Below are 23,876 nucleotides of genomic sequence, written 5' to 3'. Positions count from 1 at the left end.
CCTCAGGGTGACGGTGATGAATTGTGCGCTCAGCAGGATCGGGTATGGCGCATCCACCCTGCGGCAATCTGGCTCAGACCGCCAGATTCTAGTAGAAGTTGTATTCCCCCTCGAAAACAGCATGGCAGCCATCACGCGATCGTGGTGAACCGGGGCGACCGTTCGCCGGACTCACAGACTTCAAGTCGAAATCCATTTTGATTTCTTCATTGCCCGATGTCGCCGTGAGGTTTGAGTTTTCGACGTGCAGTTTCTGTTCCGGGATCACCTTCTCGACACCGACCGGCGCGAGCTGAGCCGCGAGCAGGTTCCCGTTTCCGTGGAACCGCAGGTTTTCGACCTCGTCGTCCACCTCATGGAAAACCGCGACCGGGTGGTCAGCAAGGACGAGCTGATCGACAAGATCTGGCACGGGCGCAGCGTCTCCGAATCCACGCTGACCAGCCGGATCAACGCGGCGCGCAAGGCAGTCGGCGACAATGGTGCGAACCAGGCGCTGATCCGCACCATCGCGCGAAAAGGCTTTCGCTTCGTCGGCGACGTCCAGACACAGCTCGGCGCAGCTGCACCGGAGCCCGGACGGGCCGTTCAGGCCCAGACGGCGCTCGCGCTGCCGGACCGGCCTGCGATCGCCGTGCTGCCCTTCACCAATATGAGCGGCGACCGCGAGCAGGAGTATTTCTCCGACGGCATCAGCGAGGACATCATCACCGCGCTGTCGAAACTGCGCTGGTTCTTCGTCGTCGCGCGCAACTCCTCCTTCGTCTACAAGGGCCGCGCCGTGCACATCCACGAGGTCGCGCGCGAGCTCGGCGTACGCTACGTGGTCGAAGGCAGCGTGCGGCGGAGCGGCGAGCGCCTGCGCATCTCGGCCCAGCTCAACGACGTCTCGACCGGCAGCCATCTCTGGGCCGAACGCTACGACCGCGAGCTTGCCGACGTTTTTGCCGTGCAGGACGAGATCACCGAGGCGATCGTCGCCGCGATCGAGCCGCAGCTCTACGCCGCCGAAAGTTTTCGCGCCCAGCAGAAGCCGCCGGGGAGCCTGGATGCCTGGGACCTCGTGATGCGCGCACTGTCGCATTACTGGCGCATCACGCGCGAGGACAATGCGGCCGCGCAGGCGCTGCTGGAAAAGGCGACCGCGATCGATCCCGCCTATGGCAAGGCGCTGGGCCTGCTCGCGACGAGCCATATCTTCGGCGCGCATATGGGCTGGGCCGACATGGCCATGACCGTTCCGGTCGCCGAACGTGCGGCGCTGGCTGCGGTCGAGGCCGATCGCGAGGACGCCTTCGCCCATCACGGCCTCGCTTATACCTATTTATTCCGCCGCCGCTTCGACGATTCGCTGGCGGAGTTCGAGCTGACGCTGAAGCTCAATCCGAACTTTGCGATGGCGCACGCCTTCTACGGCGTGACGCTGTGCTATGCGGGACGATGGCAGGACGGCGATGCCGCCGCGCGCCGCGCGCTGCGACTGAGCCCGCGCGATCCGCTCGCGGCGATCTATTGCGGCGTTGCCGCCTATGCCCAGTTCATCGGCCGCAATTACGAAGCATCGATCCAGTTGGCGCGGGAGTCGATGCGACAGCGCGCCGATTTCGTCGGCGCCCACCGCGTGCTGACCGCCGCCGCCGGCATGCTGGGTGATGCTCAGCTCGCGGCGTCCGCGCTGCAAGGCCTGCACCGCACCCAGCCCGGGCTCACGCTCGCCTGGCTGACGCGCGAACTCCCGATGCAGCGCGCGGAAGATCGCGAGCATTATCTGGAAGGATTTCGGCGCGCCGGGATGAGGTAGTTCACCACACTGACGGTGCACCCTCGCCCCTTGTGGGAGGGTGGATTCGATGCGCAGCATCGAAGCCGGGTGAGGGGTTTCCATCCGCGAGTCCGGAACCGTAGGGTGGGCAAAGGCGCACTTGCGCCGTGCCCACCATCTCTCTCGATCGTAAGAAATGCGTGGGCACGCTTTGCTTTGCCCCCCTACGACTGCATTTGTGGATGGATACCCCTCATCCGGCGCGCTACGCGCGCCACCTTCTCCCGCAAGGGGAGAAGGAAGAAATCCGCTACTCCTGCATCATCTCGCCGCTGCCGCCGAACTCGGCCGGAAAATCCTTCAGTTTGGGCAGGCCATCCCGCATCGGCAGCACCGTCTCGGAATAGTTGACGTGGACGCCGGGCGCAAAGGCGAGCGTGGGGATGGTGGCGGTGAAGACGTCGACGAGGCCGAGCGGCGGGTGATTGGTCATGAGATGGCCGCCGCACTCCTTGCAGAATTTGCGCTGGCTGAGCGGCGTCTTGGCAAAGGTTTCGACATGCTGCGCGCCTTCGGTGATGCGCACGGCTTCGGGCTTCCACAGGCTGAAGGCGTTCACCGGTCCGCCCGACCAGGAGCGGCAGGAGCGGCAATGACAATAGCCCATCGCCTCCGGCGCGCCCGTGACCTCGACCGTAACCGCGCCACAGAAGCAGTTTCCGACGTGTTTCATTATTCGTCTCCGTTGATGAAGGTTGAATTCCTCTCCCCGCTCCTGTTCGCCGTAATCTCGACGAAGGCGGATGCGGGGAGAGGCGTCGGGGTGAGGGGGAATCACCCCGAGAAAGGTTGCAGGCGAGTCCGGCAAGGTCCGTTACGCGCTTTCAGTGCCACCGCGCGTCCTCCTTTCGGCGGACGCGACGGAAAGACACGACGGCTAGACTGACCGGCGCCAGGGAATAAGCATCGACACCCGTTGTTTGTACTGCCGGTATTCGTCGCCGAAGAGATCGACGAGGTCGTGCTCCTCCAGCGCGATGCCGACGAAGATGTAGAGCGTGGTCACGGCCGCGAACAGCAGATGTCCCGCCGTCATGACCGGCGCCGCCCAGAACGCGATGATGAAGCCGAGATAGATCGGATGACGGACGAACTTGTAGAGCAGCGGCGTCTTGAAACGCGGCGGTGTCGCTTCCTTGCCGACGAGATGATTGGTCACCTGGTGCAATCCGAACAATTCGAAATGATTGATGATGAAGGTCGAGGTGAACACCAGCACCCAGCCCGCAAGCGACAGCGTGACCAGCGTCACGGCGAGATCCGGATTTCCGACGTCCCATATCACCGCCGGCAGTGGGCGCCATTGCCAGAACAGCAGGAGCAATGACAGGCTTGCCAGCAGCACATAGGTCGAGCGCTCGACCGGCCTGGGGACGAATTGCGTCCACCACGCCTTGAATTGCTTGCGGGCCATCACGCTGTGCTGGAGCGCGAACAGCGTCATCAGCAGGAGATTGACGATGACGGCTTCGGCCGCCGGCGTGTCGGTTCCGGTGTCGATGGTCTTCGGCACCACCAGCCCCATGACGAAGCCGATGGCGTAGAGAATGGTGACGAAAAACACGAGATACGCCGCAATTCCGTACAGAAAGGCGATGAACTTGAAAATGCGAGAGCCCGCAACCTCCGGGCCGATCGAATGAACCTGGTGATCAATCTGGGACATGGAAAACTCCGTTGTGCCGAAACACCGGCACTGTGATGTTCCCACCATGCCGGATCGGCTGCCTCCTGACTTTCGCGGACGGTTGATTTTCGCCTGAGACGACTTTGATTTTTGCTTGAGACGACAGAAACGTGCGATTTTGCTTTGAAAACAACGTGCTCGACGGCGACCTGCGCGAACTGACCTGCGCCGGGGTCGCCGTGCCGTTGCAGCCGCAGGTGTTCGATCTGCTGCTTTATCTGGTCGCGGAGCGCGCACGTGTGGTCAGCAAGGATGACCTGATCAGCCGGATCTGGAGCGACCGCATCGTCTCGGACTCCGCCCTGAACAGCCGGATCAACGCCGCGCGCAAGGCGCTCGGCGACGACGGCGCGACGCAGCGGCTGATCAAGACGATCCCGCGCAAGGGCTTTCGCTTCATCGGCGATGTCCGGGAAGAAATGGCAACGACGACGGCGCCTGCCGCGCTCGTCACGGCCCGGCCGCGCGCCGCGACGGATCGGCCGGCGATCGCGGTGCTCGCCTTCGAGAACATGAGCGGCGACCCCGCCCAGGATTATTTCGGCGACGGCATCAGCGAGGACATCCTCACCGCGCTGTCGAAGCAGCGCTGGTTCATGGTGATCGCCCGCAACTCGTCCTTCACCTACAAGGGACGCGCGGTCCACATCCGGCAGATCGCCGAGGAACTCGGCGTCCGCTACATCGTCGAGGGCAGCGTGCGCAAGGCCGACAACCGCGTGCGCATCACCGCGCAGCTCAACGACGCCACGTCAGGCAGCCACCTCTGGGCCGAGCGCTACGACCGCGAGCTGGTCGACGTCTTCGCCGTGCAGGACGAGATCACCAACGCGATCGCCGCGGCGATCGAGCCGCAGATTCACGCGGCGGAGAATTTTCGCAGCCAGCGCAAGCCGCCGGCGAGCCTCGATGCCTGGGACCTCTTGATGCGCGCCCTGTCGCATTACTGGCGCGTGACGCGGCAGGATCACGAGGCCGCACAGGCCCTGCTCGAGCGCGCCATCGGGATCGATCCGAATTACGGCCAGGCGCTGTCGGTGCTGGCGGCGAACCACATGTTCGGCGTGCATCTCGGCTGGACCGAGCTCGCCAGGGTGGCGCCCGCCGCGGAAGCCGCCGCGCTCGCCGCGGTGCGCTGCGACCATGAGGATGCCTGGGCGCATGCCGGGCTCGGCAGCGTCTACTTCTCGACCCGCAGGCTTGCGGACGCGCTGTCGGAGTTCGAGCAGGCGCTCGCGCTCAATCCGAACTTCTCGCTGGCGCAAGGCTATTACGCGCTGGCGCTGTCCTATGCCGGGCGCTCGACCGAATCGTTCGCGGCGGCGCAGCGGGCAATCCGGCTCTCACCCCGCGATCCGTCGCTGGCGATCTATCACGGCATCGCCGGCTATGCGCGCTTCACCGAACGGCGTTATGACGAGGCCATCGCGCTCGCGCGCGAGGCGATCCGCCACCGCGGCGACCTCACCGGCGCCTATCGCGTGCTTGCGGTCTCGGCCGGCATGACCGGCGACAGCGCGCTCGCCGAGACGGCGCTGGGCGAGCTCCGCCGCACCCAGCCGGGCATCTCGCTGCAGTGGATCGCGACGCAACTGCCGTGGGCCAATGCGGCCGATCGCGAGCATTATCTCGAGGGATTCCGGCGCGCGGGGTTGGGGTGAAGACAATCACACACCGGACGCGAACGCGTCGAGCAGTTCGTTGAAGGCGTCCGCCTTCTCCCATTGCGTCGTATGGCCGGCACCGGCGACGACCTGGACCGCGCCGCGCCACAGCGTCGGGGCGGCCAAGCGCTGGAGATAGCCGAGGTCGACGATCTGCTCCTCGCCGCCTTGCACGATCGCGAGCGGAATCTTCAGGTTGCGCACGATCTCGACTTCGTCGGCAAGGCCGCCGGCCTGCGCGACGGCGCCGAGACAGGCTCGGGCATTGCCGTCGGTCCTGTGAAAATCCTGAACGACGAAATCGGGGACCGGCGCGTAGCCGGGCGCGAAGGCCGTGTGCACCCATTCCTGGATTTGCGCCTCGGTCGGCGAGGCCGTGAAAGCCGTCGGCGACAGGTTCTTGAAGCCGGCAAAGCCCTCCGGCCCGCTGCCGACCGGCGGCGTGCCGAAGATCATCAGGCCGGCGGCCATGGGCAACAATGCCGCGGCATTGAGCACGGCGTGGCCGCCGAGGCTCCAGCCGACGACGACGGCATTCCCGAGATTGAGTTCGCGCGCGACCGCGGCGATCGCCGCAGCATAGCCGCGGCCGGAATAGTCGCTGGCCGGATCCGGAGGGGGTGAGGAGGCGCCATGCCCGGGCAGATCGATCGCGATGATGCGATATTTGTCGCCGAGCGGACCCTGCAGCTGCTTCTGCCAGATGCGTGAGGAGGCGGAATTGCCGTGGACGAGGAGTATCGGACGCCCCTCTCCCGTGCTTTCAAGACCCGCAATGGTCTGGGTGCCGAGCCGTATTTGCAAAGGGCGCAGGTTCTGGCCTGGAAAGGGCTGGTCCACCATCACTACCGGTCTCGCCATCGCAGTCGATCGGGATCCAGTCTGGCACGCTTTGCACGACGACGCTACGTTCGCTTCCGGCGCAGATGGACGATGACGTCGAGCCGCGCGATCTCGTGGCCGGGAAGCGCCTCGGGCACCTTGGTAAAGGCGAGGCCATCGGCGACGTCGACCAGCACATCCTCAGCCTCGAGATAGAAGTGCGGATGCACGGACGTGTCGGTATCGAAGAACGATTTGATGCCGTCGGCGGCGATCCGGCGCAACAGGCCGGCTTCGGTGAACTGGTTCAGGGTGTTGTAGACGGTGGCGAGCGACAGATACATGTTCGCTGCGATCGCTTCTTCATGAAGCCCCTCCGCGGTGACGTGACGATGGCCGCGCAGGAACAGCAACTGGCCGAGCGCGAGACGCTGGCGCGTTGGCCGCAGGCCGGCATCGCCGAGCAATCGCAGGCAGCGCTGCACGCCCTCATCCAGCTCCGACCAGGCGGCGTCAGGTCCGCTGTCATCGCCCGCGGGGATATTCGTGGCCTGCATGTCCATCGATCGTCTCACGGCTGAAAGGGCCAAGCGCCAGCGCAACGTCCGGCCAGTTGCCATTCGATCGCAGAAGCGGCGACCCGGCTTTGATCCGGATCAAATCCGGGAGCGGACGCCTCTGATCGATCGCAAGGCGGTCCGGTTTATTCCCGGCCATAGTGCAAGGGCATCGAGGAGGTTCACATGTCCCGGCCGGTTCCCGACAAGGCAGAGATCGCGCTCGAATATCCCGACAAGTTCTATGTCGGCACGTTCGAGCATTCATCGCGGTTCGAGGCACACCTCGACGGCAGCGGCGTTGCGCTGGTGCTGCACCATCCGGGCCCGGCCGACGAACGCAAATCGGTGCATCTGCACATCAATTTCGGCCTGCTCGCCGGCATCCTGCACGAGCTCGCAACCAGCGTCGCGGCCCTCCCCAAGGACGACATCGCGCATCGCGAGCAACTTGCAGACGCGCTCGACGCGTTGCGGCGGGCGCTACGAAACACCTGAAGGCTACTTCGCCTTCGCCTGCATCGGTTTCGGCGCAGGCACGGCCGCCCATTCCTTGTCGGCGCGCGGGCCGTTGAGATCGCCGGTCAGGCCGACCAGCTGGCCGGGCAGCACGTCGAGGGTCTGCTGCCAGGTCTGGGTCTGGCACAGGAATTTTATGAGACAGCCCTTGAGCTTGAGGCGATCGGGAGATTCGCGCCAAATCGAGACCGAATAGAACTTGCCGTCCTCGGCATTGTAGATGTCGCCGGCGAAGCGCCCCTCGGGCGTCGCCTGCAAGCCCATGATGAGTTGATGGCCGAGCAGCGCGCGGGCGCGCTTGTCTACATCGGGGTTTTCCTTGTCGCGATAGGGCTGGCCGCGCTTGTCGGCCGGCTCCTTCATCCAGACGATGAAACCGCAGATGCGGTCGCGCGAGGGCCCGCAGCGTTCGAGACGGACGCGCGCGCGACCGTCCTCGACCAGCCATGTGCCGCTCGGATCGGTCGGCGCGGCGGCACCGGCGCGGCCACCGATAATCATCATCACGACGGTGATGGCGACGCGCAGCACGAAGCGAAGGAGAATGTTCATCAGCAGCACCTTTGGTTGGACGGTCGCGGCGTCAGTTCAGTTGCGCCACCAGCGCGTCGGCGCCCTTGTCGAGGCCGGCAGTGGCGGCCGCGAGCGCGCCGACGCTGGCCTTGATGTCGTAGGCGCCGGGATATTGCTTGGTGACGTAGGCCGAGAGCAGGCGCGAGGTCGAAGCGTCGAAGATCTCGACGCCGTAGATGACCGAACCGGTCATCATGCCCTCGCCGTCGCGTGCGGCCTGCACGCCGTTGTAGACCGCGCCCGCCATGTCGAAGCGCGAAAGCGTGCCGAGCACGGGTGTGTTGGTGACGGCGCCGGTGAGCGTCAGCCTGATGCGCAGCGTGTTCGGCCCGCGCTCGCGCACCAGGGCGAAGCGGCCGCGCAGCCGATCGGCAAAGCAGTTCTGCATGTAGGCGGCGAGCGTCGCCTTGTCCTTGTCGGACATGTCGCCGAACTGATGATCCCTGCCGCGGTACAGCACGACAGGATCGAGGACCACTTTATGATAGGCGCGCCAGTCGACCGGCGTGGAATAGCGGTAGGGCACGCGGCCGGAGGCGTCCGATTTGTCCGGAGCCATGTAGGCCGAGGACGCCATCTCCGAATAGGGCACCGGCGCGACCGAGGCGCAGCCGGCGACGGCCGCGCAAAGCGCCAGCGTTCCCAGACCGCGCAGGGCGATCGAGCGATCCATTCCAGACTCCTCTCGCGGCTTTTAGGAAGGACGATGGGGACCGCAGCCGCGTTGGGACCAGACGCGACTGCGGCGCTCACCATTGCCAGCCCGAGGCATCGTCCGGGGCCATGTCAGACGCCTTGGGCCGCCTCAGTGTTTCCATTTATAAAACCGACTGGTTGGTTTGTAAAGTGCGGAAATGACGGCCTGACGCATTTGGCCGCAGGCGCGGTTTTGGGCAGCGATCGGAGGAGACCGTTAACTCTGAATCAGGCGCGTTTGCGGGGAGTTGCGGCCCTTGCTGCCGGGGCCGCGCCGGATTTGGCGGTGCTGCCCCTGGTCGCGCGGGACTTGCCCGCGAGAGGCTCGTCCGGCTTTTCAAGCGGCCGCCACTGATCGTCATCGAGCAGACGCGCGAACAGCCGCTGGTGCTCGTCCTTGCTCAGCGGCGACATGCCGAACAGCGAGCTCAACAACAATCCCCGCGCCGCTGCCCAGCGCAACAGCGCGAGCTCGGGATCGGAGGCTTCGGCCTTGATCGCCTCCACCCTCTTCATCTCGCGGTCGCGCGGCAGCACCATCAGGCCGGGATTCTCGACCATGGCTGCCACAAGCGCCAGCGCCGCGGAATTCGGCGAGGTCGCCGCTTCCCGCACGGTGGCCAGCTGCGTCGCCAGATTGGGATTGGCCGAAGTCTCACTGACCTTCGCCATATAGCGGGTCGAAAACTCCTCGAAATGATCCATCTGCCGCTCCAGGAGCGCCTTCAACACGGCCTCCTTGGTGCGGAACTGGTGCATGACGCCGCCCTTGCTGAGACCGCTCTCGCGCGCGATGGCGTCGAGCGTCAGCCGGCCGGGCCCGTCGCGCGCAATGATCCTGGTCGCCGCCTCGAGCGCAGCGTTGCGGGATCGTTCGGAGCGTGTGGCATTGTCCATGGCCGACTTGTCTCCGTGCCAAGATCATGAATCAAGTGAAAACAGGACGCGCTGTACATTTTTTGTGCGAACACTGTCGAGACTTTCATCTTGCAGCGCCGAATGAGACTATGTGAGCCTCGATATCGGATGGGGACTGGGATGGGCCGGCCGTAGCTTTGCGCGCCATGACGTGCGAAGCCTTTACGGCTGGTCTCGCTTGAGAAAGATACGACATGTCAAAACGAGTGTTGCTTGGTGTCCTCCTGGCTTGCGGCCTCACGGCCTCGGCACTTGAACCGGCTCTTGCGCAAGAGCCGAAAACGGGGGGCGTGATCAACGCCGTGATCCAGCCCGAGCCGCCCGGCCTGATGCTTGCGATGATCCAGAACGGTCCGACCCAGATGGTGTCGGGCAACATCTTCGAGGGCCTGCTGCGCTACAGCCCCAAGCTCGAGCCGCTTCCGGAGCTTGCCGAAAGCTGGACCGTCAGCGAGGACGCCAAGACCTACACTTTCAAGCTCCGCAAGGGCGTCACCTGGCATGACGGCAAGCCCTTCACGGCCGCGGACGTGCTGTTCTCGATGGAGATGCTGAAGCAGACGCACGCCCGCGCCCGCACCAACCTGGCGCAGGTCGACAAGGTCGAGGCGCCGGACGACTACACGGTGGTGTTCACGCTTAAGCAGCCGTTCGGCCCGTTCCTCGGCATCTTCGAGGTCGGCTCGATGCCGATTGTGCCGAAGCATCTCTATGAAGGCACCGACTTCAAGACCAACCCCTACAACAACGCGCCGGTCGGCACCGGCCCCTTCATGTTCAAGGAATGGCAGAAGGGCTCGTTCATCCGCCTGGTCAAGAACCCGAACTATTACGAGAAGGGCAAGCCCCATATCGACGAGATCTACTGGCAGATCATCCCCGACGCCGCAGCGCGCTCGGTGGCCTACGAGACCGGCAAGGTCGACGTGCTGCCCGGTGGCTCGGTCGAGAATTTCGACGTGCCGCGGCTGTCCAAGCTGAAGGACACCTGCGTCACCGGCGCCGGCTGGGAGTTCTTCTCGCCGCTGGCCTGGCTGTGGCTGAACAACCGCCAGGGTCCGCTCGCGGACAAGCGGGTGCGGCAGGCGGTCATGTATGCGATCGATCGCGACTTCGCCAAGGACGTGATCTGGAACGGGCTCGGCAAGGTTGCAACCGGCCCCTCGTCCTCGGCCATCAAATACTACACCGACGACGTCAAGAAATATCCGTACGATCCGGCCAAGGCCAAGGCCCTGCTGAAAGAAGCCGGCTACAAGGGCGAAAAGATCCGCCTGTTGCCGCTCGCCTATGGCGAGACCTGGCAGCGCTGGGGTGAAGCCGTGAAGCAGAACCTCCAGGACGTCGGCATGAACATCGAGACCATCGCCACCGACGTTGCCGGCGGCAACCAGAAGATCGGCGACTGGGACTACGACATCGCCTTCACCTATCTCTACCAGTATGGCGATCCCGCCCTCGGCGTCGGCCGCAACTACATCTCCAGCAATATCGCGAAGGGCCAAGTGTTCAACAACGTCGAGGGTTACTCCAACCCGGAGATCGACAAGCTGTTCGCGGACGGTGCGGTTGCCACGCCCGATACCAAGCGCAAGGAGATTTACGAGAAGGCGCAGAAGATCCTGGTCGAGGACGTGCCGGTGGCCTGGATGCTCGAGCTGCAATTCCCGACCATCATGCGCTGCAAGGTCAAAAACCTGATCACGACAGGCATCGGCGTCAATGACGGCTTCAAGGACGCATGGCTCGACAAGTGAGCGCGTGCCTTCCTTCACCTCTCCCCGCTTGCGGGGAGAGGTCGACGCAGTATGGTCCAAGCAGCATGACTTCTGATCGAGCCTCGAACTCGCTGCACCTCTCCCGCTTACGGGGGAGGTCGACGCGCGCCGGGCGATGCGAAGCATCGTCCCAAGCACGGCGGGTGGGGGCTCTCTCCACTCGAAGACCCCCTCTGCGGAAACACCCCCACCCCAACCCTCCCCCGCAAGCGGGAGAGGGGGCGCACCGTCGCCGCGGCGGCACTCAAGTCAAACAAGCGTCGCTCTAACAATGCTCTCCTTCGTCGCTCAGCGTGTCGTGAAGGGCGTGATCGTCCTGCTCGCGATCGTCGTCCTCAATTTCTTCCTGATCCGGCTTGCGCCCGGCGATCCCGCGGCCGTGATGGCGGGCGAGGCCGGCGCCAGCGACCAGGTCTTCGTCAAGCAACTCAGGGAAAAGTTCGGCCTCGACAAGCCGCTGCCCGAGCAGCTCTTCATCTACGTCAAGGGCGTCGTCACCCTCGACCTCGGCTTCTCCTTCCGCCAGCAGGCGCCGGTCGCCAAGCTGATCGGCGAGCGGCTGCCGGCGACATTGCTGCTGACGCTGACGGCCTTCGCGATCTCGCTGATGCTCGGCGTTCTCTTCGGCACCTTCGCCGCGCGCTTTGCCGGAACGTTTCTCGACACCGCCATCACCGTGTTCGCGCTGATCTTCTACGCCATGCCGATCTTCTGGGTGGCGCTGATGGGGATCCTGCTGTTCTCCGTCACCATGGATTGGCTGCCGAGCTTCGGTTACGAGACCGTCGGCGCCAACCTCACCGGCTTCGCCCACGCCGTGGACGTCGCAAAGCACCTGATCATGCCGGCGATGACGCTCGGCCTGTTCTTCATGGCGACCTACACCCGCATGACGCGCGCCTCGATGCTCGAGGTGAAGCGCCTCGACTTCGTCAAGACCGCGCGCGCGAAAGGCCTCTCCGACGCCGTGATCCAGCGCCGCCACGTGCTGCGCAACGCGCTGCTGCCGGTCGTGACGCTCGCCGGCGTGCATTCCGGCACCCTGATCGGCGGCGCCGTCATCACCGAGACCGTGTTCGCCTGGCCCGGCATCGGGCGCCTGATGTACGACGCGCTGCTCCAGCGCGACTACAATCTGCTGCTCGGCGTCTTCGTGATCTGCTCCGCGATGGTGCTGATCTTCAACCTCATCACCGACCTCGTCTATCGCCTGGTCGACCCGCGCATCGAATTCGCCTCATGAAACAGTTCTGGAAATCGATGCTGCGCAGCCCGAGCGGCGTCATCGGGCTCGTCATCCTGGTCCTCGCGATTTCGGTCGCGGTATTCGGCCCGATGCTGTTCCCGAATTCGCCCTGGCGCATGGTGCAGCGGCCATTCCTGCCGCCTTTCACGCTCTCGACGGTGCCGCTCGGCACCGACGCGCTCGGCCGCGACGTCTTTGCCGGCATGATCTTCGGTGCTCGCGTCTCACTGCTGGTCGGCCTGGTCTCCACGCTGGTCGCACTGGTCGTCGGCGTTCCCATTGGCGCCATGGCCGGCTATTTCGGCGGCAAGGTCGACGACGCGCTGATGCGCTTCACCGAGTTCTTCCAGACCATTCCGAGTTTCGCGCTCGCCATCGTGCTGGTCGCAATCCTGCAGCCCTCGATCTATTCGATCGTGGCCTCGATCGCGGTGGTGAGCTGGCCGCCGGTCGCCCGTCTCGTGCGCGGCGAGGTGCTGTCGCTGCGCACGCGCGAATATGTCCAGGCCGCGGTGGTCACCGGCCAGAGCAACACCTGGATCATCCTGCGCGAGATCCTGCCGAACGCATTGTCGCCGGTGATCGTGCTGGCCTCGCTGATGGTCGCGACCGCGATCCTGCTGGAATCCTCGCTGGCCTTCCTCGGTCTGGGCGATCCCAATCTGATCTCCTGGGGCTACATGGTCGGCGCGGGCCGCACCGTGATCCGTCAGGCCTGGTGGATCACCGTGTTCCCCGGCGTCGCCATCCTGATCTCGGTGCTGGGCCTGAACCTGATCGGCGAAGGCCTCAACGACGCGCTCAATCCGCGGCTGTCGCGGGAGGGACGCTGACATGACCGCGCCCGCCACCGTCTCGATCAAGAACCTGCGGATCGCGTTGCCCAAGAGCGCCGAGCGGCCGTTCGCGGTCGACGGCATCTCGCTCGACCTGAAGGCCGGCAAGATCGTCTGTGTCGTTGGCGAATCCGGCTCCGGCAAATCCATGTGTGCGCATGCGCTGATGGGATTGCTGCCTGACACGGTCGAGATCACGTCCGGCGAAATCATGTTCGAGGGCCGCGACCTGCTCAAGCTCGATGACGATGGCTGGCGCGATCTGCGCGGCCGCCGTCTCGCGATGATCTTCCAGGAGCCGATGACCGCGCTCAATCCGCTGATGCGGATCGGCGACCAGATGGCGGAGATGTTCGAGGCCCACGGCCTGCTCACGCCCAGGGAGCGGCGCGCAAGGGCGCTGGCACTGGCGCGCGAGGTCGGCCTGCCCGACCCCGAGCGCATCGTGCGCGCCTATCCGCACCAGCTCTCCGGCGGACAGCGCCAGCGCGCCATGATCGCGATGGCGCTCGCACTCGAGCCCGCGGTGCTGGTCGCGGACGAGCCGACCACCGCGCTCGACGTCACCACGCAGGCGCAGATCCTGAAGCTGATCCGCAACCTCCAGCGCAACCGCAACATGGCGGTGATGTTCATCACCCACGATTTCGGCGTGGTCGCCGATATCGCCGACCAGGTCGTGGTGCTCCGCCATGGCAAGGTGGTGGAGGAAGGCCCCGCTGCGACCGTCTTCAACGACCCGCAGCACGACTACACCAAGGCGCTGCTCGCCGCGGTCCCGACGATGGATCCACCCGCGCGCGAGCCACTCGACGACCAGGCCAGGGCGGTCGAGGTGATCGGGCTGGACAAGACCTACGTCACATCGGGCGGCTGGTTTCGCGACGACCGGCGCGTCGATGCCGCGCGGCAGGTCAATTTCAGCATCCTCAAGGGCGAGACGCTCGGCCTCGTCGGCGAATCCGGCTCCGGCAAATCGTCGGTGGCGCGTCTGGTGATGCGGCTGATCGAAGCCGATCGCGGCACGGTGCGGATCGGAGAGACCGATCTCACAGGCCTTTCGGGCAAGGCGCTGCGCGCCGAGCGCCATCGCATCCAGATGATCTTTCAGGATCCGTTCGCCTCTCTCAATCCGCGCCGCAAGGTCGGCCACATCATCGCGGACGGCCCGATCGCGGCCGGCACCGATCCGAAGGTCGCATTCGACCGCGCCCGCGATCTCCTGAAGATGGTGGGCCTGGACGCCGGCGCGCTCGACCGCTATCCGCACGAATTCTCCGGCGGCCAGCGCCAGCGCATCGGCATCGCTCGCGCGCTCGCGCTCGAGCCGGAGATCATCGTCGCCGACGAGGCCGTCTCCGCGCTCGACGTTTCCGTGCAGGCGCAGGTGCTGCGACTGCTCGAGGACCTCAAGGCACGCCTGGGCCTCTCGATGCTGTTCATCACCCACGACTTACGCGTTGCCGCACAAATCTGCGACCGCATCGCGGTGATGCAGCGCGGCGCCATCGTCGAGCTGAAGCCGACCGCACAACTCTTTGCCGCGCCGGAGCACGCCTATACGCGTGAACTGCTCGCGGCGGTGCCGGGGCGCAAGGAGCGCGCGCCGGCGGCTTGAGACCGCGGTCCTGTTATCGCTTGGTCGAAGGATTTGTGTTGTTCCAGGTGGGGACCGAGTTGGTCACGCCGACCGAAGGCTGGGTGGACGTTCCGACCGACGGCGCCGTAACGGTCCCGACAGTCTGTCCGGAGCTTCCAATCGTGCCTTGCTGCACCGGCGCTCCGGGGGTGCTGTGTGTGCTGCTCTGCGCGCCCGTTCCTGACGTTTGCGCATTTGCGGCGAACGGGGCTGTCGCAAATCCGGCGACGGTCAGTACGGCAATGAAGCGTCTCGTTCTTGTCATGGCTGGATCCTTTTGGAGGCGGTCCCTCTGTCGCGTCAGCCGTTCGGGAGTCGAACCGCTCCTGCACCGGGTCGTCCTATAACGCGACGCACGCGAAAATGTGCCGCAACACGGTCGTATCGGTGGTCCTGACACTCGTCACGATGCCGCGACGAACGGGACGCACGCGATGCACGCGGCGACAAAAAGCGGAGATTCCGCTTCGGTACCCCGTTCCGCCCGTAACGATACGGTCACGGGCTTTTTATCCCCTCGTGACCACCTGCAGAGCTGCGAAACGGACGACGGCACACCACATCGGGATGGAATGATTTCCATCATCTGATGATGGACCTGCCGATTTGTTTGGAGCGAACATGGGCCAGATTATTCAATTCGTCTCGAAATCCGAGCGCGAGCGCTTGCGCCTCATCCAGGAGGCGCGCGCGATCTATGACAGCATCTTCCCACCGGCCGATCCGGCCGGGGAGCAGCAGACCAAGGCGACGATCAGCCGCGCAGCCGGCAGCGACCTAGGAAACCTGGCGTGATCAAGATCATCGCGGTGCTCTGCAGCCTCTCCACTCCGGGGAATTGTCACGAGCAGATCGTCACCACGTCGGACTTCGCCAACGTGTCGATGCAGTCCTGCCTGATGGGCGCGCCGCAGCTTGCCGAATGGATGAACCAGCATCCGGCGGAGCGCCTGGCGGGCTGGCGTTGCGTGATCGGTCAACAGACCGGCCGGGGCATCTGAGGTCAGGGGCCGCCTGATCGGGCCGCCCAATCCGGTTGAACCATGACGAGCAGGCGTCGCCGGGCTAGGATGGTGACGCTGCTTAGCAGAGGGGGAAACCGGATGGAGGTCGCCAGCCTCGTTCTTCCCGTCTTCGCAATCATCGTCACCGGCTGGCTTGCCGGTGCATCAGGCTATCTCTCGCGCACACTTGCCGACGCGCTGGTGCATTTCGCCTACAACGTCGCGATGCCGGCGCTGCTGATCGTCACGATCGCGCAGGAGCCTGCGCGCAATCTGCTGGAATGGCGCTTCCTGCTCGCGTTCGGCGGTGGCTCCCTGCTCTGCTTCGCGCTGGTCTTCCTGGCGGTCCGCGCCGGTGGAAAGCACGACCTCGCCAGCAGCAGCATCCATGGCATGGCGGCGGCGATGACCAATACCGGCTTCGTGGCGCTGCCGATCCTGCACGCGATCTACGGACAGCCGGCTGTCCTGCCCGCTGCGGTGGCGACGGTATTCGTCGCCGCCGTGATGTTTCCAATCACGGTCATCCTGCTGGAAAGAGACGCGCGCGGGACGTCTGCGCCGTCCGCTGGCCTCGCGAAGCAGATCCTGCTCAATCCGATGGTGCTGTCGACCTTGATTGGTCTTGTCTGGGCGATCACGGGCTTGCCGATTCCGGCGCCGGTCGCAGCCTTTCTGAACATGATCGCCGCCGCGCTCACGCCTTGCGCGCTGTTTGCCATCGGTCTCGGCCTGTCGGTCGAAGGCCTGCGGTCGAACCTCACCGCATCGTTCGCACTCGCCGCCGTGAAACTGGTGGTCATGCCGCTGATCGTCTACGGACTTTGCGTGATCACCGGCCTCAATCCGCTCTACACCGTTGCCGCCGTCATCTGCGCGGCCGTGCCGACGGCGAAAACCGTCTACGTGCTGGCGCACGAGCACAAGGTCGAGGAGAAACTTGTCGCGGCCACGGTCTCGGTCACGACGATGCTGTCGGTCGCGACATTGCTGGTCGCGCTCTATCTGCTTTCCGGCCTTGCGGCTGGCACGCGCTGACCGGCATGGGCGCACCTTACCTCGTGGTGTTGCTCCACGTCGGGACCGAATTGGTCACACCGACCGACGGCCAATTATACGTTCCGATCGACGGCGCCGTAACCGTGCCGACCGTCTGTCCGGACGAGCCGTACGACGCCCTCGGCTGCGCTGTGGGCGATCCGGCGCCGCCATAGGTCGGGGTCATCACACCCGTGTTGTAGGAGCGCCTGCTCGACCGGTGCTTCTTCGCTTCAGCCGCGAACGGCGCGGCAAGCAGCCCGACAGCGATGAGCGCGGCAATGGCGAATTTGATGCTTGTCATGGTTGTTCCCTGAGCTGGCGGGTCCCGCTGTGGCATCTGTTGCTTCACCGGCGGATTTCCATAGGCTTCCTGTTCATAACTCCGTGCGCACGCGAAGGTGCCGCAGCCGGAGCGCGCGCTCCCCGCCTTCGGATGGACCCGAATCAGCGCTAGTGCATTGCCTTCAGCGACTTCCCTGGACGCAAGCAGCATGACCGGCCCCGAACTGAAGCAACTCCGCAACGACCTCTCCGACGCGCTCGGGCGCAAGCTCACCGCAGCCGACATGGCCAGGCTGTGCGGATTGCCGGAGAAGGGCGGTGCCGACACGATCCGGCGCTGGGAGGTGAGCGGTCCGACGCCGGCCGCGACCAAGGTGCTGCGCGTGCTCGCGATGGCAAGCGAGCGTTATCCGATCATGGAGAAGTTCGACGTCTTCGATCGGCACGACGTGCGCGAGGAAGACCGTCCTGCCAAACGCGCGGCCTTCCGCGAGCAGATGCGCGACGAAGCGCTGCGCCGTCTTGGTTAACGCAGGGCGCGCGCAGGTTACCTCAGGCTCGCCGAATTAAGCCTTCCTTCACCACTTCTTAAGCCGCCATTAAGCACGAAAATCATTTGCAGCCCAATAAGTTAGGTTGGGTGCCGCTGTGCCACGGATGTGACAGCATTTTCGTCAAAAGCAAGCTATCTGCAAAACCAACGACGGCGCGGAAAGCGCGCCTTCCGGGGACATGAGTGCTGGAGTTTGGACGATGAAGAAGATTCTGTTTGCAACCGTCGCGCTGCTCGTGGCGGGCGCGGCCGCGCCGGCGATCGGTGCCGATCTCGGTAACCGCGGCTATTACAAGACGCCCGCGCCGGCCTACGCCGCGCCGATCTACAACTGGACCGGATTCTACATCGGTGCGCATCTCGGCGGTGCGTTCTCCAGCGACAACAATTTCAGCGGCCTCTCCACCGGCAACAACGGCAACGGCCGTTTCCTCGGCGGCGTGCAGGCCGGCGCGGACTGGCAGTTCAACCCGAACTTCCTGGTCGGCGTCGAAGGCCAGTATTCCTGGCTCTCCGGCAGCGTCGGCGCGGTGTTCCCGGGCGGCGTCGCCTACACCAACGATCAGCGCGGCCTCGGCTCGATCACCGGCCGCGTCGGCTACACCTGGGGCCCGGGCCTCGTCTACGTGAAGGGCGGCTACGCCTATTCGGACAACAACGAGAAGGTGACCGTCGGCGGCGTGCCCACGGCGTTCGTCATCACCGGCGATCACCGCAACGGCTACACCGTCGGCGCCGGTATCGAATACATGTTCGCTCCGAACTGGTCGGCCAAGGCCGAGTACCAGTACTACAATTTCGGCGACGCGAGCTTCACCGGCGGTCCGCTGGCGGGCACCGGCACCTTCACCACCGACGACCACACCTTCAAGGCGGGCGTCAACTACCGCTTCAACTGGGCAGGCCCGGTCGCCGCGCGCTATTGATCGTTAGCAAAACCTTATCCCGACGAAGGGCCGGCCATGTTGCCGGCCCTTCTTTTTTCGCTCTGCGGAACCAATGCAAACAATTGCAGGAATTGCGATTTTTTAACCCGCACCGCCGATACTGCCCGCCATAAAACAGAAGCAAGAGCGTGGGGGAATTTCGATGGCGATCCGTCTGGGCGTTGGCCGTTTGCTTGGTCGATTCAAGCCGCGTTTCAAGATGCCGAAATGGGGGGTGCGCGGCAGCCTGTTCACGGCCTTCGCGGTGATCGCGGGCATGGGCCTCGTCATCGCCGCCGGCGCCGGCTTCGTGTTCAATCATCTCGGCGCCACCATGATGGATCTGAGCGGCCGCGACATTCCGCGCCTCTCCGCCAGCCTCCAGCTCGCCTCACAGAGCGCAACGCTCGCCGCGCAAGGCCCGGGTCTGCTGGCATCGCCCTCCGACGAGGCGCTGAACGAGCGCACCAAGAGCGTCAAGAACATCCAGCAGCTCGCCATGGCCAAGCTCGGCGAGATCATCGAGCTCGGCGCCGACAAGCAGATCGCAACCGCGCTGCGCGACACCGCCAAGAGCATCGACGAAGCCACCCAGAGCCTGGTCTCGGCGGCACGCGAGCGCCTCGAGACCGGCGCGCTGCACGACAAGCAATATGAGGCGCTGCGCAAGGCCCAGCTCGCCTTCGTCGGCGCGGCCGGCCCCGCGATGCTGGACGCGCAGACGCGCCTGAACGCGATCCTGGGCGCGGCGGACGTGTCCGCCGACGATGCCACCGAGGCCGCCCGCACCGTCGCGCAGATCTCCACGATCTCCGCCAACGGCAATCTGATGGCCGCCGACATGATGGCGGCGCTCTCGGCCAACAACAGCGACACGCTGGAGGTGATCGAGAAGGAATTCAAGGCGACGCGCGACCGCGTCAAGTCGAACCTCGAAGATCTCCCGAACATGGCCTCGATGCAGGCCGTGCGCGACGCCGTGCAAAAGCTGTTCGCCTTCGGCGAGGGCAAGACCGGCGTGTTCAAGATCCGCCAGAAGGAGCTCGATTCCATCGACTATGGCCAGACCATCCTGGACGAGACCCGCAAGCTCAATGTCGGCCTCGGCATCAGCGTGCAGCAGCTCGTCGACGGCGTGCAGAAGGAGACCAACGCCTCGACCTTCCAGGCACGCCGGGAGATTTCACTCGCCACCACCGCCATGCTGGCGCTGGGCGCGCTGATGCTGGTCGGCTCGGCTCTGTTCGTCTGGCTCTATGTCGGCCGCAACATCCTGCGCCGGATCAGCGGGCTCCAGCGCGCCATGCAGCAGCTCTCGGCCGGCGATCTCGACACCGAGATCGCGCACTCCAAGCACAAGGACGAGATCGGCGCGATGACCGACACGCTGACCGTGTTCCGCGACAGCATGGTCGAGGCCCGCGCGCTCGCCGGCGAGCAGGACAAGGACCGCGCCGCCAAGGCCGAGCGGGCCGCGCGCATGGAGGCGAAGATCGCCGAGTTCGAGAACACCGTTCGCTCCGCGCTCGACAATCTGGCGCAATCCGCCAATTCGATGCAATCGACCGCGCAGAGCATGTCGAATACCGCGGACCAGTCCAATGCGCTGGTGAACGCGGTCGCCTCCGCGGCCGAAGAGACCTCGGTCAACGTGCAGACCGTGTCGTCAGGCACCGAGCAGCTGTCGTCCTCGATCGAGGAGATCAGCAAGCAGGTCGTCACCTCGGCCGCAATCGCCAAGAAGGCCGTGGACGAAGCCGGCGCCACCGACGCCACGGTGCAGAGCCTTGCCGACAGCGCCAGCCGCATCAGCGTCGTCGTCGACCTGATCCAGACCATCGCCTCGCAGACCAATCTGCTCGCGCTCAACGCCACCATCGAGGCGGCGCGCGCGGGCGAGGCCGGCCGCGGCTTCGCGGTGGTCGCCTCCGAGGTGAAGAGCCTCGCCAGCCAGACCGCGAAGGCGACCGAGGAGATCCGCACCCAGATCGCCAGCATGCAGCAGGTCACGACCTCCGCGGTCGGCGCGATCCAGGGCATCGGCCGGATCATCGGCGAGATCGACAACGTCACCACGACGATTGCCGCCGCCGTCGAAGAACAGGGCGCGGCCACCCGCGAGATCGCCCGCAACATCCAGCATGCGGCCGGCGGCACCAGCGAGGTCTCCAGCAACATCGTCGGCGTCTCTACCGCCTCGGCAGAGGCTGGCGCTGCGGCGAACGAAGTGCTGGGCGCCTCCGACGCGCTCCGCCGCGAGGCCGACATGCTGCGCGGAGAAATCGACGCGTTCCTCAACAACATGCGGGCGGCGTAAGGACGCCGGCCTCCGGCCGTAGCCCGGATGGAGCGAAGCGTAATCCGGGATCGTGCCACAAGCGCAAATGCCCCGGATTGCGCTTCGCTCCATCCGGGCTACGGAATACAGCCGGAATGACCGCTATGCGGAGGCACGCTCGCGTCCTTTTTCGGCTGGCGCGCCGCGCCCGGCGGGTTTAAGCCGGTGGCATGAACGCGAAAATCGACACCGTGCAGTCCTCCGCCGAGGCCCTGCGCTATCCCTGGGACCAGCATCCCGGCCCCGAAGAGGTCGTTGAGGTGCGTCCCGGTGTATTGTGGGCGCGGCTGAAGCTGCCGTTCCGGCTCAACCACGTGAACATCTATCTGCTCGCCGATGGCGACGGCTATGCGATGGTCGACGCCGGCTTCGGCAACGAGGAGACGATCGAGGCCTGGACCAAACTTTTCGAAGGGCCGCTGAAGGGCGTCAACATCACGCGCCTGATCGTCACCCATTCGCACCCCGACCATGTTGGTCTCGCCGGCTGGATCGTCGAGCGCTTCAACTGCCCGCTGGTGATGTCGCAGGTCGAATATCTGCAATCGGTCTATCACCAGAACCGCGGCACCGAGGAACGGCGCGAGGCGCAGCGGCTGTTCTTCCGTCGCCACGGCATGGACGAGTCGCTCACCGAAAAGCTGCTCGGCCGCGGCCAGGATTATCTCAAGCAGGTGTCGGTGCTGCCGCCGTCCTACCGCCGCATCTCGCATGGCGACGACGTCGTGATCGGCACGCGCCGCTTCAAGGTGATCACCGGCGGCGGGCACGCGCTCGACCAGGTGATGCTGTATTGCGCCGACGACAAGCTGTTCCTCTCCGCCGACCAGGTGCTGAGCAAGATCTCGCCGAACGTCAGCGTCTGGGCGGTCGAGCCCGACCAGAACTCGCTCGGTGAATATCTGGCCTCGCTCGCGAGCCTTACCACCACCCTGCCCTATGATCTGCTGGTGCTGCCCGGCCACGGCGTGCCGTTCTACGGGCTGAAGACCCGCATCAAGCAGCTCGCCGATCACCACGAGGAACGCTGCCGCCTGATCGCGGAAGCCTGCCGCGAAGTACCGCAGACGTCTCGCGCGCTCGTGCCGGTTGTCTTCAACAAGCATGTACTGGACGAACACCAGATGGGCTTTGCGGCCGGCGAGCTCGTTGCCCACGTCAACTACATGATCGTCGAGGGCCGGCTCACGGCGGAGACGAAGGACGGCGTGCTCCAGTTCAGGACGACGTGACTTTGCCTTCGCCCCTCTCCGCAAGCGGGGCGAGGGAGCAGACCGCGCATCTCACCGCATGTTGCAGAGCAGCATGGTAACCAGCGCGAACTTGATCGGGATCAAGTTTCAAATCGCACGATAGGGCATTTTGCCCAAATGCCCCTCGCGGCCAAATGTGGGATAGCGCATAGACATCAGAGCTGGAAAAGCTCTAAGAAGATGCGGCCCTTTGGTCCGGTTCCGTTGCAGGTTTTGCCGATGGATTACGCCCAGTTCTTCGATTCCGCCCTCGATCGTCTCCACACCGAGCGGCGCTATCGCGTGTTCGCCGATCTCGAACGCATTGCCGGCCGGTTCCCGCATGCGCTCTGGCACTCGCCCAAGGGCAAGCGCGACGTCGTGATCTGGTGCTCCAACGATTATCTCGGCATGGGCCAGCACCCGAAGGTGGTCGGCGCCATGGTGGAGACCGCAACGCGCGTCGGCACCGGCGCAGGCGGTACCCGCAACATCGCCGGCACGCACCATCCGCTGGTGCAGCTCGAGGCCGAGCTCGCCGATCTCCACGGCAAGGAAGCGTCGCTGCTGTTCACCTCGGGCTATGTCTCGAACCAGACCGGCATCGCGACCATCGCAAAACTGATTCCGAACTGCCTGATCCTGTCGGACGAGCTCAACCACAATTCGATGATCGAGGGCATTCGCCAGTCCGGCTGCGAGCGCGTCGTGTTCCGCCACAACGACATCGCCGATCTCGAAGAGAAGCTGAAGGCCGCGGGTGCGAACCGGCCGAAGCTGATCGCCTGCGAGAGCCTCTATTCGATGGACGGCGACGTCGCGCCGCTCGCAAAAATCTGCGATCTCGCCGAGAAATATGGCGCGATGACCTATGTCGACGAGGTTCACGCCGTCGGCATGTACGGTCCGCGCGGCGGCGGCATTGCCGAGCGTGACGGCGTCATGCATCGCATCGACATCCTGGAAGGCACGCTCGCCAAGGCGTTCGGCTGCCTCGGCGGCTACATCGCCGCCAACGGCCGGATCATCGACGCCGTGCGCTCCTATGCACCGGGCTTCATCTTCACCACCGCGCTGCCGCCGGCAATCTGCTCGGCCGCAACCGCAGCGATCAAGCATCTGAAGACCTCAAGCTGGGAGCGCGAGCGCCACCAGGACCGCGCCGCCCGCGTCAAGGCAATCCTCAATGCCGCCGGCCTGCCGGTGATGTCGAGCGACACCCATATCGTGCCGCTGTTCATCGGCGATGCCGAAAAGTGCAAGCAGGCCTCCGACCTCCTGCTCGAAGAGCACGGCATCTACATCCAGCCGATCAACTATCCGACGGTCGCCAAGGGCACCGAGCGTCTGCGCATCACGCCCTCGCCCTATCACGATGACGGCCTGATCGATCAGCTCGCCGAAGCCCTGCTGCAAGTGTGGGACCGCCTCGGCCTGCCCCTGCGCGAGAAGTCGCTGGCGGCGGAGTAGGGTTTTCTTTCGCCTCGCCCCGCTTGCGGGGAGAGGGAGAGCGGGCAGCTCACACCCGTCAGCTTAACGACAACCCCAGTTCCCGCCCGGGTATGGCATTTGGCTGTCGCCTCTCCTCGCCCAACGCGCTAGATTTACAGGGAAAATGAGAGCGGGCGCTGCCGGCGCCCAGGGAGAAGCACGCTCGCCATGCTGCACGACTGGGGCGTGATTGCCGCCGCCTTCGGCTATATCGGCTTCCTGTTCCTGGTGGCGAGCCATGGCGACCGCCGC

General features: G+C 65.0%; 25 protein-coding genes. 15 read left to right on the top strand and 10 right to left on the bottom strand.

Going from position 1 to position 23,876, the window contains the following annotated elements; all coding sequences use genetic code 11:
- Window positions 1-88 precede the first annotated feature (88 nt).
- Window positions 89-352: a hypothetical protein gene (locus tag PMI42_RS39695; protein WP_162137414.1), complete on the bottom strand. Its 264-nt coding sequence runs from the start codon at window positions 350-352 to the stop codon at window positions 89-91.
- Here PMI42_RS39695 and PMI42_RS14985 point away from each other — a divergent pair.
- Complete coding sequence (locus tag PMI42_RS14985) at window positions 245-1,801, top strand: winged helix-turn-helix domain-containing protein (protein WP_008135460.1); 1,557 nt, start codon at window positions 245-247, stop codon at window positions 1,799-1,801. The two genes, PMI42_RS39695 and PMI42_RS14985, sit on opposite strands and share 108 nt — an antisense overlap.
- A gap of 271 nt (window positions 1,802-2,072) precedes the next feature.
- Here the strand turns inward: PMI42_RS14985 and PMI42_RS14980 are convergent, their stop codons facing one another.
- Both PMI42_RS14980 and mddA read right to left on the bottom strand, forming a co-directional pair.
- Complete coding sequence (locus PMI42_RS14980; protein WP_008135457.1) at window positions 2,073-2,495, bottom strand: GFA family protein; 423 nt, start codon at window positions 2,493-2,495, stop codon at window positions 2,073-2,075.
- Window positions 2,496-2,699: 204 nt separating this feature from the next.
- Complete coding sequence (mddA, locus tag PMI42_RS14975) at window positions 2,700-3,488, bottom strand: methanethiol S-methyltransferase (protein WP_008135454.1); 789 nt, start codon at window positions 3,486-3,488, stop codon at window positions 2,700-2,702.
- A gap of 131 nt (window positions 3,489-3,619) precedes the next feature.
- Between mddA and PMI42_RS14970 the strand changes: the two genes are divergently transcribed.
- The gene (locus PMI42_RS14970; RefSeq protein WP_008135452.1) at window positions 3,620-5,170 is read left to right on the top strand and encodes a winged helix-turn-helix domain-containing protein; all 1,551 of its coding nucleotides are present in this window, start codon (window positions 3,620-3,622) and stop codon (window positions 5,168-5,170) included.
- A gap of 6 nt (window positions 5,171-5,176) precedes the next feature.
- Here PMI42_RS14970 and PMI42_RS14965 read toward each other — a convergent pair whose 3' ends face one another.
- Window positions 5,177-6,034, bottom strand: coding sequence for an alpha/beta fold hydrolase (locus tag PMI42_RS14965; RefSeq protein ID WP_240535244.1), 858 nt, complete (start codon window positions 6,032-6,034; stop codon window positions 5,177-5,179).
- Window positions 6,035-6,078: 44 nt separating this feature from the next.
- Complete coding sequence (gene irr / locus PMI42_RS14960) at window positions 6,079-6,558, bottom strand: Fur family transcriptional regulator Irr (protein WP_008135447.1); 480 nt, start codon at window positions 6,556-6,558, stop codon at window positions 6,079-6,081.
- Window positions 6,559-6,738: 180 nt separating this feature from the next.
- Between irr and PMI42_RS14955 the strand changes: the two genes are divergently transcribed.
- A complete protein-coding gene (locus PMI42_RS14955; RefSeq protein WP_008135445.1) occupies window positions 6,739-7,050 on the top strand; it encodes a hypothetical protein in 312 nt (103 codons plus the stop codon).
- Window positions 7,051-7,053: 3 nt separating this feature from the next.
- Here PMI42_RS14955 and PMI42_RS14950 read toward each other — a convergent pair whose 3' ends face one another.
- From PMI42_RS14950 to PMI42_RS14940, 3 genes are all read right to left on the bottom strand, one after another.
- Window positions 7,054-7,623, bottom strand: coding sequence for a DUF2147 domain-containing protein (locus PMI42_RS14950; protein WP_008135443.1), 570 nt, complete (start codon window positions 7,621-7,623; stop codon window positions 7,054-7,056).
- A gap of 31 nt (window positions 7,624-7,654) precedes the next feature.
- The gene (locus PMI42_RS14945) at window positions 7,655-8,317 is read right to left on the bottom strand and encodes a DUF3313 domain-containing protein (protein WP_008135441.1); all 663 of its coding nucleotides are present in this window, start codon (window positions 8,315-8,317) and stop codon (window positions 7,655-7,657) included.
- Between the two features lie 251 nt (window positions 8,318-8,568).
- Window positions 8,569-9,237, bottom strand: coding sequence for a TetR/AcrR family transcriptional regulator (locus PMI42_RS14940; RefSeq protein WP_008135440.1), 669 nt, complete (start codon window positions 9,235-9,237; stop codon window positions 8,569-8,571).
- 215 nt (window positions 9,238-9,452) lie between these two features.
- On the opposite strand from PMI42_RS14940, the gene PMI42_RS14935 reads away from it, so the two are divergent.
- The 4 genes from PMI42_RS14935 (at window position 9,453) to PMI42_RS14920 (ending at window position 14,736) form a co-directional block, all read left to right on the top strand.
- A complete protein-coding gene (locus PMI42_RS14935) occupies window positions 9,453-11,015 on the top strand; it encodes an ABC transporter substrate-binding protein (RefSeq protein WP_008135439.1) in 1,563 nt (520 codons plus the stop codon).
- A gap of 292 nt (window positions 11,016-11,307) precedes the next feature.
- Window positions 11,308-12,279, top strand: coding sequence for an ABC transporter permease (locus tag PMI42_RS14930; RefSeq protein WP_008135437.1), 972 nt, complete (start codon window positions 11,308-11,310; stop codon window positions 12,277-12,279).
- Window positions 12,276-13,115: an ABC transporter permease gene (locus tag PMI42_RS14925; protein ID WP_008135435.1), complete on the top strand. Its 840-nt coding sequence runs from the start codon at window positions 12,276-12,278 to the stop codon at window positions 13,113-13,115. The genes PMI42_RS14930 and PMI42_RS14925 overlap by 4 nt, the downstream gene beginning before the upstream one ends.
- Before the next feature lies 1 nt (window position 13,116).
- Entirely contained in the window at window positions 13,117-14,736 is a 1,620-nt protein-coding gene (locus tag PMI42_RS14920; protein ID WP_008135432.1) for an ABC transporter ATP-binding protein, read from the top strand.
- Between the two features lie 13 nt (window positions 14,737-14,749).
- Here the strand turns inward: PMI42_RS14920 and PMI42_RS40465 are convergent, their stop codons facing one another.
- Entirely contained in the window at window positions 14,750-15,022 is a 273-nt protein-coding gene (locus PMI42_RS40465; RefSeq protein ID WP_008135431.1) for a hypothetical protein, read from the bottom strand.
- A 356-nt stretch (window positions 15,023-15,378) separates the two neighbouring features.
- Here PMI42_RS40465 and PMI42_RS40045 point away from each other — a divergent pair, with 356 nt between their 5' ends.
- The 3 genes from PMI42_RS40045 to PMI42_RS14910 all read left to right on the top strand — a co-directional run bounded on the left by PMI42_RS40045 (window position 15,379) and on the right by PMI42_RS14910 (window position 16,799).
- Window positions 15,379-15,552: a hypothetical protein gene (locus tag PMI42_RS40045; protein WP_008135429.1), complete on the top strand. Its 174-nt coding sequence runs from the start codon at window positions 15,379-15,381 to the stop codon at window positions 15,550-15,552.
- Window positions 15,549-15,758, top strand: coding sequence for a hypothetical protein (locus PMI42_RS14915; RefSeq protein ID WP_008135427.1), 210 nt, complete (start codon window positions 15,549-15,551; stop codon window positions 15,756-15,758). The genes PMI42_RS40045 and PMI42_RS14915 overlap by 4 nt, the downstream gene beginning before the upstream one ends.
- Before the next feature lie 102 nt (window positions 15,759-15,860).
- Window positions 15,861-16,799 (top strand): AEC family transporter, encoded by a 939-nt coding sequence (locus PMI42_RS14910; RefSeq protein ID WP_008135425.1) that lies wholly within the window; start codon window positions 15,861-15,863, stop codon window positions 16,797-16,799.
- Between the two features lie 16 nt (window positions 16,800-16,815).
- Here PMI42_RS14910 and PMI42_RS14905 read toward each other — a convergent pair whose 3' ends face one another.
- Window positions 16,816-17,103, bottom strand: a complete 288-nt coding sequence (locus tag PMI42_RS14905) for a hypothetical protein (RefSeq protein ID WP_008135423.1) — start codon at window positions 17,101-17,103, stop codon at window positions 16,816-16,818.
- 190 nt (window positions 17,104-17,293) lie between these two features.
- Here PMI42_RS14905 and PMI42_RS14900 point away from each other — a divergent pair, with 190 nt between their 5' ends.
- From PMI42_RS14900 to hemA, 5 genes are all read left to right on the top strand, one after another.
- Window positions 17,294-17,614 carry a hypothetical protein gene (locus PMI42_RS14900; RefSeq protein WP_008135421.1) on the top strand — a complete coding sequence of 107 codons (321 nt, stop codon included), beginning with the start codon at window positions 17,294-17,296 and terminating at the stop codon, window positions 17,612-17,614.
- Window positions 17,615-17,837: 223 nt separating this feature from the next.
- A complete protein-coding gene (locus PMI42_RS14895) occupies window positions 17,838-18,563 on the top strand; it encodes an outer membrane protein (protein ID WP_008135420.1) in 726 nt (241 codons plus the stop codon).
- Window positions 18,564-18,726: 163 nt separating this feature from the next.
- Complete coding sequence (locus PMI42_RS14890) at window positions 18,727-20,880, top strand: methyl-accepting chemotaxis protein (RefSeq protein ID WP_008135417.1); 2,154 nt, start codon at window positions 18,727-18,729, stop codon at window positions 20,878-20,880.
- A gap of 191 nt (window positions 20,881-21,071) precedes the next feature.
- Window positions 21,072-22,133 (top strand): MBL fold metallo-hydrolase, encoded by a 1,062-nt coding sequence (locus tag PMI42_RS14885; protein WP_008135416.1) that lies wholly within the window; start codon window positions 21,072-21,074, stop codon window positions 22,131-22,133.
- Window positions 22,134-22,373: 240 nt separating this feature from the next.
- On the top strand, window positions 22,374-23,603 hold the full coding sequence (hemA, locus tag PMI42_RS14880) for a 5-aminolevulinate synthase (protein WP_008135413.1): 1,230 nt from the start codon (window positions 22,374-22,376) through the stop codon (window positions 23,601-23,603).
- Window positions 23,604-23,876 lie beyond the last annotated feature (273 nt).

It is taken from the genome of Bradyrhizobium sp. YR681, assembly GCF_000282615.1.
Lineage (GTDB): Bacteria > Pseudomonadota > Alphaproteobacteria > Rhizobiales > Xanthobacteraceae > Bradyrhizobium.
Note: the sequence above shows the minus strand (reverse complement) of the source record. Positions and strands in the feature narration are given on the sequence as shown.